This is a genomic window from Kitasatospora sp. NPDC059327 (genome assembly GCF_042752535.1).
In the GTDB taxonomy this organism is placed as follows: Bacteria; Actinomycetota; Actinomycetes; order Streptomycetales; family Streptomycetaceae; genus Kitasatospora.
On sequence record NZ_JBHYYB010000113.1, the window covers coordinates 15226 to 27731 of the forward strand.

At 77.6% G+C, this 12506-nt stretch carries 2 protein-coding genes; both read left to right on the plus strand.

Annotated features, from left to right (window positions below):
• The first annotated feature begins 96 nt into the window (after window positions 1-96).
• A complete protein-coding gene (locus ACFXHB_RS38300) occupies window positions 97-10614 on the plus strand; it encodes a type I polyketide synthase (RefSeq protein ID WP_380580625.1) in 10518 nt (3505 codons plus the stop codon).
• 43 nt (window positions 10615-10657) lie between these two features.
• The coding region (locus ACFXHB_RS38305; protein ID WP_380580627.1) for a type I polyketide synthase at window positions 10658-12506 on the plus strand (1849 nt) is incomplete at its 3' end.

Consider the following 12506-nt stretch of genomic DNA (forward strand, 5'->3'; position numbering starts at 1 on the left):
CGAGCGTCCGCCGACCGACTGCCGGACCGACCGCCGACCACCGATTCACGGGGCTGGGGCCTCCCCGTCCTCCCGGACACCCACGGAGCACAAGCGATGGCGAACGAAGAGCAACTTCGCGACTACCTGCGCCGGGCGGCCACCGAGCTGCACGACACCCGGAACCGGCTCCGGGACGCCGAGGACCGGTGGCACGAGCCCCTCGCCATCGTCGGCATGCAGTGCCGCTACCCCGGCGGGGTCGGCTCCCCGGAGGAGCTGTGGGAGCTGGTCCGCACCGAGTCCGACGCGATCACCGGCATCCCGTCCGGACGCGGCTGGGAGCACGGCGAGACCGTCGGCGGGGCCTCCTACCGCGGCGGGTTCCTGGCCGACGCGGCCGACTTCGACCCCGACTTCTTCGGCATCTCGCCGCGCGAGGCGCTCGCGATGGACCCGCAGCAGCGCCTGCTGCTGGAGGCGTCCTGGGAGACCCTGGAACGCGCCGGGATCGACCCCACCTCGCTGCGCGGCAGCCGGACCGGCGTCTTCGTCGGGGTGATCGCGAGCGACTACCTGTCCCGGCTGTCCAGCACCCCCAAGGAGGTCGAGGGGCACCTGCTGACGGGCAGTCTGGTCAGCGTCGCCTCGGGCCGGATCGCCTACGTGCTGGGGCTCGAAGGCGCGGCCGTGACCGTCGACACCGCGTGCTCCTCCTCGCTGGTCGCCCTGCACCTCGCCTGCCAGGCACTGCGCGCCGGCGAGTGCGACCTCGCGCTCGCCGGCGGGGCGACCGTGCTCGCGACCCCGGGCGCGTTCGACGAGTTCTCCCGTCAGCGGGGCCTCGCCGCGGACGGCCGCTGCAAGTCCTTCGCGGCGACGGCCGACGGCACGGGCTGGAGCGAGGGCGTCGGCATGCTGCTCGTCGAGCGGCTGTCCGACGCGCGCCGCAACGGCCACCCGGTGCTCGCCGTGGTCCGCGGCTCCGCCGTCAACCAGGACGGCGCCTCCAACGGCCTCACCGCGCCCAACGACCTGGCCCAGGAGCGGGTGATCCGGCAGGCGCTGGCGAACGCCCGGCTGGCCCCGGCGGACGTCGACGCGGTCGAGGCGCACGGCACGGGCACCCGGCTGGGCGACCCGATCGAGGCGCAGGCGCTGCTCGCCACCTACGGGCAGGGCCGGCCGGCGGAGCGGCCGCTGCGGCTCGGGTCGATCAAGTCCAACCTCGGCCACACCCAGGCCGCCGCCGGTGTGGCCGGTGTGATCAAGACGGTCATGTCGATGCGGCACGGTCTGCTGCCGCGCACCCTGCACGTGGACGAACCCACGCCGATGGTCGACTGGGAGGCGGGCCGCGTCGCGCTGCTCACCGAGCCGGTCGCCTGGCCCGCGGGTGAGCGGGTGCGCCGGGCCGGCGTGTCGTCGTTCGGGGTCAGCGGCACCAACGCGCACGTGATCATCGAGGAGCCGCCGGCCGCCGAGGAGCCGGCCGGGGCCGAGCGGCGGCCGGGCCCGGCGGCGGCCGACGGGCAGCCGGTGCCGGCGGGCCCCGGGGTCGTCCCGTGGGTGGTCTCGGCGCGCACCGAGGCCGGGCTGCGGGCCCAGGCGGCCCGGCTGCGCGACTGGGTGGCCGGACACCCCGAGGCAGAACCGGCCGACGTGGCGTGGTCGCTGGCGTCCGGGCGCGCGGTGTTGGAGCACCGGGCCGTGCTGGTCGGCCGGGACCCCGCCGACCTCGCGGCCGGGTTGACCGCCGTGGCCGACGGCGCGGCCGCCCCGGCCGCCACCGCGGTGGTGACCGGCGCCGTGCCGCGCGGCACGGGACGCACCGCCGTCCTGTTCACCGGCCAGGGCGCCCGCTCGCGCGGGATCGGGCGGGAACTCCACGCCGCCTTCCCGGTGTTCGCGGAGGCGCTGGACGAGGTCTGCGCCGCCTTCGAGGGGGTGACGCCGTTCTCCGTCCGCGACGTGGTGCTCGGCACCGCGCCGGGCGGTCCGGACACCGGCGGCCCGGACAGCGAGGGCCCGGACAGCGAGGGCCCGGCGGACCCGGCCGCGCCGGAGTCCACCGGCGTCGCCCAGCCCGCGCTGTTCGCCTTCGAGGTCGCCCTGTTCCGCCTCTGGGCCTCCTGGGGCGCGACGCCCGACTACGTCGCCGGCCACTCGCTCGGCGAGATCACCGCGGCGCACGTCGCCGGGGCGTTGTCGCTCGACGACGCCGTCACCCTGGTCGCCGCCCGTGCCCGGCTGATGAGCGCGCTGCCGGCCGGTGGCGCCATGCTCGCGGTGGGTGCCCCGGAGGCCGAGGTCGCCGCCGTGCTGGCGTCGACGCCGGGCACGGTGGGGCTGGCCGCGGTCAACGGGCCCGCGAGCGTGGTGGTGTCCGGCGCCGAGGAGGCCGTCGACCGGGTGCGGGCCGCGTGCGCGGCCCGGGGCTGGCGGTGCGCACGGCTGCGGGTCTCGCACGCCTTCCACTCCGAGCTCATGGAGCCGGTGCTGGAGAAGTTCGCCGGGGTCGTCGAGGGGCTGCGGTTCCGTACCCCCGCGATCGCGCTCGCGTCCAACGTGACCGGGGGGATCCTGGCACCGGAGCGCCTGGCCGACCCGGGCTACTGGGTCGAGCACCTGCGGCGCACCGTCCGGTTCGGCGACGCGCTCGGCGCGTTGCGGGCCGCCGGGGTGACCACCTTCGTCGAGCTGGGGCCGGAGGCCGCCCTGACGCCGATGGTCGCCGAGTGCCTCGCCGCCGAGGAGGCCGCCGGCACCGTCGCGGGCATCGCCACCCTGCGCCGCGACCGCGACCCCGTCACCGGGGTGCTGGCCGCGCTGGGCCACGCCTTCGTGCGCGGTGCGGCGGTCGACTGGGCGGCGCTCACGGCCGCACCGGCGACCGGCCCCGCCCGGCGCCGGGTCGAGTTGCCCACCTACGCGTTCGACCGGCGCCGGTTCTGGCTCGACGCGGGCACCGACGCGACCGACGCGACCGGCCTCGGGCAGGGCGCCGCCGACCACCCGCTGCTCGGCGCGATGGTGCGGCTCGCCGACGGGCACGGCTCGCTGTTCACCGGGCTGCTCTCGCTCGACACCCACCCCTGGCTCGCGGACCACGTGGTCTTCGGCACGGTGCTGCTCCCGGGCACCGCCTTCCTGGAGCTGGCCCTGCACGCGGGCCGGCGGGTCGGGTGCGAGCGGGTCGAGGAGCTCTCCCTGGAGGCGCCGCTGGTCTTCGCCGAACGCGGCGGGGTCCAGCTCCAGCTCTGGGTCGAGGCCCCGGACGAGGACGGGCGCGGCGCGATCGCGATCCATTCGCGGCCGGTCGGCGACGATCCGGGCGAGCCGTGGACCCGGCACGCCGCGGGCACCCTGGTCCGCGCCGACCCGGTGCCCGCCGGCACCGGCCCGGACGCCGACCAGGGGACCGCGGCCGACCTCGCCGTCTGGCCGCCCGCCGGCGCCGTCCCCGTCCCGCTCGACGGTTTCTACGACTGGCTGGCCGACACCGGCGTCACCTACGGCCCGGCCTTCCACGGTGTGCGGGCGGCCGCCCGGCGCGGTGACGAGGTCTTCGGCGAGGTCGAGCTGCCCGAGGGCGTCGCGCACGAGGCCGACCGGTTCGGTACGCACCCGGCGCTGATGGACGCGACGCAGCACCTGCTCGGCATCGCGGCCTTCGCCGACCGGGCCGACCCGGGCGCCGGCCCGGTGTCGCTCCCGTTCTCCTGGCGCGACGTCCGCCTGTTCGCCCCCGGCGCGGCGACGGCCCGGGTCCGGCTGCGGCGCACCGGGCCGGAGTCGGTGGCCCTGACCCTCGCGGACCGGGACGGCCGGCCCGTCGCCGAGGTCGGGTCGCTCGCCGTGCGGCCGGTCTCGCCGGAGAAGCTGCGGTCCGCCGCCGGGGCCCGCCAGGACCCGCTCTACGCGGTCCGCTGGACGCCGCTGCCCCGGCCGGCGGCCGTCCCGGCCGTCACGCCCGCGACCTGGGCGGTCGCCGGGGACGCCGGGCCGTTCGCCGGCCGGCTGGACGCCGCCGTCCACGCCGACCTGACCGCGCTCGGGGAGGCGGTCGACGCCGGGGCGCCCGTGCCCGAGGTGGTCGTCCTCCCGTGGCCGGACGCCGCGCCGTCCGCCGCGCCGCACGCCTCCGGCCCGGCCGCCGTCGGCCCCGCCCTGCCGCCCGTGGCGGACGTGCACGCCGCCGTGCACGAGGCCCTTCGGCTCGTGCAGGGCTGGCTCGCCGACCCGCGCTTCGCGACCGCGCGGCTGGCCGTGGTCACCCGCCGGGCGGTGTCGGTGGGTGCCGACGACCCGGTCCGCGACCTCGCCGCGGCGGCCGTCGGCGGGCTGGTCCGCTCCGCCATGTCGGAGAACCCGGACCGGATCGTGCTGGTCGACCTGGACGACGACGAGGCGTCCGTCCCGGCCCTCGCCGCCGCGACCTCGGCCGCCGCCGACTCCGGCGAGCCCCAACTGGCCCTGCGCGCGGGGGCGCTGTACGCCCCCCGGATCGCCCGCACGGACCCCGCCGGGACCGCCGGAGGCGTTACCGGGTCCACCGGCGCGGTGCCCGGCCCGACCGGTCCCGCCTTCGACCCCGAGGGGACGGTGCTGGTCACCGGCGGCACCGGCGCGCTCGGCGCCCTGGCGGCCCGTCACCTGATCACCGCCCACGGCGTCCGTCGGCTGCTGCTGACCAGCCGGCGCGGGCCGGCCGCCCCCGGCGCCGCCGAGCTGACGGCCGAGCTGACCGCGCTCGGCGCCGAGGTCGAGGTGGCGGCCTGCGACGTCGCCGACCGCGCGGCGCTGACCGCCCTGCTGGCCGCGATCCCCGCCACCCACCCGCTGCGCGCCGTGGTGCACACCGCCGGTGTCGTCGACGACGGCGTGATCGGCGCCCTGACCCCCGAACGCGTCGCCGCCGTGCTGCGCCCCAAGGTGGACGCCGCGACCCACCTGCACGAGCTCACCCGCGAGCTGGACCTGACCGCCTTCGTGCTCTACTCCTCCGTCGCCGGTGTGATCGGCAGCCGCGGCCAGGCCAACTACGCGGCGGGGAACGCCTTCCTGGACGCCCTCGCGCACCACCGGCGGGCCCTGGGGCTCCCCGGGGTCTCCCTCGCCTGGGGCCTGTGGGAGGAGGAGAGCGGCCTGATGAAGGACGACTTCACCGTCACCGACCGCCGGCGCATCGACCGCAGCGGCGTCCTGCCGCTCTCCGACGGCCAGGGCCTCGCCCTGTTCGACGCCGCCCTCGCTCGGGGCGAGGCCCTGCTCGCCCCGGTCCGCCTCGACCTCGCGGCGCTGCGCCGGCTGGACGACGAGCTGCCGATGATCCTCAGCGCCCTGGTGCCCGCCCGGCGCCGCGCCGGCGGCGAGGACGCGCGCAAACTGGCCCAGCGGCTGGCCGGCCGGCCGGAGACCGAGCAGCTGCACCTGCTGACCGACCTGGCCCGCCGGCAGGCCGCGGTGGTCCTCGGCCACCCCGGTCCCGAGGCGGTCGCGCCCGACCGTGCCTTCACCGAGCTGGGCTTCGACTCGCTGACCGCGCTGGAGATGCGCAACCGGCTCAACGCCGCCACCGGCCTGCGGCTGCCCGCGACGGTGCTGTTCGACTACCCCAACGCCACCGCGCTGGCCCGGTTCCTGCGCACCGAACTGCTGAGCCTGCCCGGCTACACCCGGGCGCCGGCCGTCGCCGCCGCCCGGGTGCTCGACGAACCGATCGCCATCGTCGCCATGAGCTGCCGTTTCCCCGGCGGCATCGCGAGCCCGGAGGACCTCTGGCGCGTCGTGGCCGACGGCGTCGACACGGTGGTGCCGTTCCCGACCGACCGCGGCTGGGACCTCGCCGCCCTGTACGACCCGGACCCGGACCGGTCCGGGCGGTGCTACACCCGCGAGGGCGCGTTCATGCGGGGCATCGACCGCTTCGACTCCGAGCTGTTCGGCATCTCGCCGCGCGAGGCGCTGGCGATGGACCCGCAGCAGCGGATGCTGCTGGAGACCTCCTGGGAGGCGTTCGAACGCGCCGGCCTCGACCCGTCGTCCCTGCGCGGCAGCAACACCTCGGTGTTCGCCGGGCTGATGTACGCGGACTACGCCGCCGGCCGGGTGCAGAACGTCGACGACGAGCTGGAGGCGTACATCGGCAACGGCAACTCCTTCGGCGTCGCCTCCGGGCGGGTCGCCTACACCCTGGGCCTGGAGGGCGCGGCGGTCACGGTCGACTCGGCGTGCTCCTCCTCGCTGGTCTCGCTGCACTGGGCCGCGCACGCGCTGCGCACCGGGGAGTGCGACCTCGCCCTGGCCGGCGGGGTGACGATCATGTCGACGCCGAGTGTCTTCGTGGAGTTCGCGCGCCAGCGCGGGCTGGCCCCCGACGGCCGCTGCAAGTCCTTCGCGGCCGGCGCGGACGGTACCGCGTGGGGGGAGGGCATCGGCCTGCTGCTGCTGGAGCGGCTCTCGGACGCGCGGCGCAACGGGCACCCCGTGCTCGCCGTGGTCCGGGGCTCGGCGATCAACCAGGACGGTGCCTCGAACGGGCTCACCGCGCCGAACGGGCCCTCGCAGCAGCGGGTGATCCGGCAGGCGCTGGCCAACGCGGGCCTGGGAACCGGCGACGTGGACGCGGTCGAGGCGCACGGGACGGGGACGACGCTGGGTGACCCGATCGAGGCGCAGGCGCTGCTGGCGACGTACGGGCAGGGCCGGCCGCAGGACCGTCCGCTCTGGCTGGGGTCGGTGAAGTCCAACTTCGGTCACACCCAGGCGGCGGCCGGTGTCGCGGGCGTCATCAAGATGGTGATGGCGATGCGCAACGGCCTGCTGCCGAAGACCCTGCACGTGGACGCGCCCACGCCGCACGTCGACTGGTCGGCCGGCCGGGTCGAGCTGCTCGCCGAGGCGCGGGACTGGCCCGAGCTGGACCGGCCGCGCCGGGCGGCCGTCTCCTCGTTCGGGATCAGCGGGACCAACGCGCACGTCATCCTGGAGCAGGCACCCGCCGAGGACGCCGCTGCCCCGGTACCGGTCCCCGACCTCCCCGCCTCCGCTCCCGCCGCCTCCGCCTCCGCCTCCGAGGAACCGGCGGGTGTCGGCGGGGTGCTGCCCTGGGTGCTCTCCGCCCGGACGGAGGGCGCGCTGCGGGCCCAGGCCGGCCGGTTGGGGGAGTGGGCCGCCGAACACCCCGGGGCCGACCCGGCGGACGTGGCGTGGTCGCTGGCCTCGGGGCGCGCCACCCTGGAGCGCCGCGCGGTGGTTTGGGGCCGCGATCGGGCGGAACTCGCCGCCGGTCTGCGGGCGTTGGCCGACGGCTCGGCCTCGACCGCCGCGTCCGCGGTCGCCGGCGACGCCGGCGGGCCCGGCGCCGGCGCGATCACCGGCCCGGTCCTGGTCTTCCCGGGCCAGGGCTCCCAGTGGGCCGGGATGGCCACCGAACTCCTGCGGACCGGACCGGAGTTCGCGGCCGCGATCGCCGAGTGCGCGGCGGTGATGGACCCGTTGACGGACTGGTCGCTGGTGGAGGTGCTGCGGGATCCGTCCGGCGCGCTGCTCGACCGGGTGGACGTGGTGCAGCCGGCGCTGTTCGCGGTGATGGTGGGCCTGGCCCGCTGGTGGGAGGCGCGCGGGGTCCGCCCGGCCGCCGTGATCGGCCACTCGCAGGGCGAGATCGCCGCCGCCCACGTGGCGGGGTTCCTGTCGCTGGCGGACGCGGCCAGGATCGCGGTGCTGCGCAGCCGTGCGCTGCGGCAGGTCTCCGCCGTCGGCGGCGGGATGCTCTCGGTCGGGGTCGGCGCCGATCGCGCCGCCGAACTCATCGCCGGTGACGCCCGGTTGTCGCTGGCGGCGGTCAACGGCCCCACCGCCGTGGTGCTCTCCGGCCCGGTCGAGGCACTGTCCTCGGTCGCGGCCGACTGCGAGCGCGACGACGTACGGGCCCGCTGGATCCCGGTGGACTACGCCTCCCACTCCGTGCACATGGACGTCCTGCGGGACGACCTGAACGAGCTGCTGGCGGACCTCGCGCCGCGGCCCGGCCGGGTGGCGATGTACTCGACCGTCACCGGCGGCGCGGTCACCGACCACCGGGCACTCACCGGCCCGTACTGGTACGAGAACCTGCGCAACACCGTCCGGCTGGACACCGCGGTGCGGGCGGCGGTCGCGGACGGGCACACGGTGTTCCTCGAATGCAGCCCGCACCCCGGCCTGGTCGTCCCACTGGAGGACCTGATCGCCGAGGCGGGCGGCGGCGGCACCGTCCTGCACACCCTGCGGCGCGGCGCGGGCGGCCCGGGGCAGCTGGTCGCCGCCCTGGCCGCCGGCTACGCCCGGGGCCTGCCGGTGGACTGGGCCGGGCTGCTGCGCCACGACGGCGTCCACCGCGTCGACCTGCCCACCTACGCCTTCCAGGGCCGGCGCTACTGGCTCGACCCCGATGCCGGCACCGCGCTGCCGGGCCGGACCGGGCCGGGCGCCGCCCCGGCCGGCGACCCGGTCGACGCCAGGCTGTGGGACACCGTGGCGGCGGCCGACGCGGAAGGCCTCGCCGCCCTGCTCGACATCGCCGAGGACACGCCGCTGCGCGAGGCCCTGCCCGCCCTGTCGGCCTGGCGGACCAGGCAGCGGGCCGACGCGGTGGTGCGCTCGTGGCGCTACTCCGAGCAGTGGGAGCCCTGGACGGACGCCCCGGCGGCGCCCGAGCGGCTGACCGGGCGCTGGCTCGTGGTCGCGCCGCAGGGCCCGGCCGCCGACGTGCTGCGCACCGCCGTCACCGGACTGCTCACCGGCCGCGGCGCCGAGGTGGTCGCACCGGCGGCCGGCCGGCTCCCGACCGGGCGGGCCGAACTGGCCGAGGAGCTGCGGGAGATCGCCGCGGCCGGCGCCCTGAGCGGCGTCCTGGTGCTGCCGGTCGGGGACCAGGCGCAGCGCGACCCGGCCCCCGTCCTGGACGCGTTCGTGACGCTGGTGCAGGCCCTGGGCGACGCCGGTCTCGACGCATCGCTGTGGTGCGTCACGCAGGGCGCGGCCCCGGTCCTCGGCGAACCGCCGCTCAGCGCGGTCGCGGCCGCCGTCCGGGGCCTCGGCCGGGTCGTCGGCCTGGAACACCCGGGCCGCTGGGGCGGACTGGTCGACCTGCCGGAGACGGTGGACGCGCGCGCCGCCGACACCCTGGCCGCCGTCCTCACCGCGGGGTCGGCCGAGGACGACATCGCGGTCCGCCCGCTGGGCGTCTTCGTGCGCCGGCTGGCCCGGTTGCCGCACGCCGAGGGCGCCGCCCAGGGCACCGACCGCGAGGCCGCCTGGCACCCGGGGCGGACGGCGCTGGTCACCGGCGGCACCGGGGCGCTGGGTGGGCAGGTCGCGCACTGGCTGGTCCGGGCGGGGGCCGAGCACCTCGTGCTGGTGAGCCGCGGCGGCGCGGCCGCGCCCGACGCCGCCCGGCTGCGGGAGGACCTCACCGCGGCCGGCGCGGAGGTGACGCTCGCCGCGTGCGACGTGGGCGACCGCGACGCGGTCGCCGCGCTCCTCGACGACCTGCGGGCCCGCGGTCTGCGGCCGGACACCGTGGTCCACGCGGCCGGCGCGGAGGTCGGCGGGCCGCTGGACCGGACGACCCGCCAGGACATCGACGAGGCGCTCGCCGCCAAGGTCGGCGGCGCGCTGGTGCTGGACGAACTCCTGCGCTTCGACGAACCCGGCACCTTCGTGCTGTTCTCCTCCGGCGCCGGGGTGTGGGGCGGCGCCGGTCAGGGCGCCTACGCGGCCGCCAACGCCTACCTGGACGCGCTCGCCGGGCAGCGCCGCGACCGGGGCGCGGCGGCGACCGCGATCGCCTGGGGCCGGTGGGGCGGAGCGGGGATGTCCGCCGGTGAGGCCGGGTCGCACCTCGACCGGATCGGGGTGCCCGCGATGGCCCCGGCGCTCGCCCTCGAAGCGCTGCGCCAGGCCCTGGAGGAGGGACTGGCCACCGTCACCGTCGCCGACATCGACTGGCCGCGGTTCGCGGTCGGCTACACCGCGGCCCGCCCGCGACCGCTCGTCGCGGAGCTGGTCGCCGCCGCGACCCCGGTGCGGGCCGGGAGCGCCGACGGCGACGGCACCGGCACCGAGGGGTCGGCCCCCGAGCTGCTGCGCGAACGGCTCGCCGCGCTCTCCGGCCCGGACCGCGACCGCGAGCTGCTCGCCCTGGTCCGGGCCGAGGTCGCCGCGCAGCTCGGGCACGCCGACCCGGCCGAGATCGAGCCCGAACGGCCCTTCCGCGACCTCGGCTTCGACTCGCTGGCCGCCGTCGGGCTGCGCAACCGCCTCACCGCGGCCACCGGTCTGACGCTGCCCACCACGCTGGTCTTCGACCACCCCACGGCGGACGATCTGGCCGGCCACCTCGGCCGGGAGCTCTTCGGCGCCGGCACGCCCGAGGTGTCGGCGCCGGACGGACTGGACCGCCTGGAGGCCGAGCTGTCGGCGCTGGCCGGCCCCGCCGAACGCGAACGCGTCGCGGCCCGGCTGTCCGAGCTCGCCGCCCGGCTGCGCGGTGGCCCGCCCCCGGCGGCCGAGGGCGGCCGGGACCTCGGCAACGCCACCGACGAGGACCTGTTCGACATCCTCGGGGAGGAGTTCGGGATCTCCTGAGCAGTCGTCCGTTCCAGGCACCCGAACCGACAGGGGTAGGCAGATGTCCGACACCAGGTCCAACGAAGAGAAGCTGCGGCACTTCCTGCGGCAGACGGCCGCCGATCTGCGGGCGACCAAGCACCGCCTCCAGGAGGCCGAGGAGGCCGCCCGGGAGCCGATCGCGATCGTCGCGACGGGGTGCAGGTTCCCCGGCGGGGTCCGCTCCGCCGAGGACCTGTGGCGGCTGGTGGCCGACGGCACGGACGCGGTCGCGGGCTTCCCGGCCGACCGGGGCTGGGAGGTCGACGGCACCGCCGGCCCGCTCGGCGGTCCGGCCACCCGGCAGGGCGGCTTCGTCCACGACGCGGCCGAGTTCGACGCCGAGTTCTTCGGGATCTCCCCCTTCGAGGCGCTGGCGATGGACCCGCAGCAGCGGCTGCTGCTGGAGACCTCGTGGGAGGTGTTCGAGCGGGCCGGGATCGACCCGCTGGCCCTGCGTCGCAGCCGGACGGGTGTGTTCGTCGGCGCGTCCGCGCTCGGCTACGGCGGCGGGCAGCGGCGGGCGGAGTCGGGGGTGGAGGGCTACCGGGTCACCGGCGGCTCGATGTCCGTGGTGTCCGGCCGGGTCGCCTACGCGCTCGGGCTGGAGGGGCCGGCGGTGACCCTGGACACCGCGTGCTCCTCGTCGCTGGTCGCGATGCACGCGGCGGGCCAGGCCCTGCGGGCGGGGGACTGCGACCTCGCGCTCGCGGGCGGCGTCACCGTGATGGCCCGGCCGACCGCGTTCGTCGAGTTCTCGCGTCAGCGCGGGCTGGCCTCGGACGGCCGTTGCAAGTCGTTCGCGGCGGCCGCCGACGGGACCGGGTGGGGCGAGGGCGTCGGCCTCCTGCTGCTGGAGCGGCTGTCGGACGCGCGGCGCAACGGGCACCCGGTGCTGGCCCTGGTGCGCGGCTCCGCCGTCAACCAGGACGGCGCTTCGAACGGTCTGGCCGCGCCGAACGGGCCCGCGCAGCAGCGGGTGATCCGGCGGGCGCTGGCCACCGCGGGCCTGGCTCCGGCGGACGTGGACGCGGTGGAGGCGCACGGGACGGGGACGACGCTGGGTGACCCGATCGAGGCGCAGGCGCTGCTGGCGACGTACGGGCAGGGCCGACCGGAGGACCGTCCGCTCTGGCTCGGCTCGGTGAAGTCGAACATCGGCCACACCCAGTCCGCGGCGGGTGTCGCGGGCGTGATCAAGATGGTCCAGGCGCTGCGGCACGGCATGCTGCCGAGGACGCTGCACGTGGACGCGCCCTCGCCGCACGTCGACTGGTCGGCCGGCCGGGTCGAGCTGCTCGCCGAGGCACGGGACTGGCCGGAGCTGGACCGGCCGCGTCGGGCGGGTGTGTCCTCGTTCGGGATCAGCGGTACCAACGCGCACGTCATCCTGGAGCAGGCACCCGCCGAGGACGCCGAGGACGTCGAGGACGCCGAGGACGCCGAGCCGGCCGGGCGGCCGTCGGCCGCCGGCGTGGGCGGGCTCGTCCCGTGGGTGCTGTCGGCCCGCTCCGGCGAGGCCCTGCGGGCGCAGGCCGCCCGGCTGGGTGAGCGCGTCGCGGTGGAGCCGGCGCCCGAACCGGCGGACGTGGCCTGGTCCTCCGTCACCGGACGGGCCCTGCTGGAGCACCGTGCGGTGGTGCTGGGCCGGGACGTGGCGGAGCTGACGGCCGGCCTGACGGCGGTGGCCGACGGAGCGCCCGGCCCGTCCCGGCCTGGCGGGGGCCCGGTGGTCGTGACGGGCGCCGTGCCCCGGGCGGCCGCGGGCTCGGGCGGGCGCTCCGCCGCGAAGTACGCGGTGGTGTTCGCGGGGCAGGGTGGGCGGGTGCGGGGGATCGGTCGTGAGTTGTACGGGGCGTTCCCGGTGTTCG

Bases quoted from the DNA above. Each gene is read 5' to 3' on its own strand.
- ACFXHB_RS38300 (WP_380580625.1), top strand. From the start codon at position 97: ATGGCGAACGAAGAGCAACTTCGCGACTACCTGCGCCGGGCGGCCACC.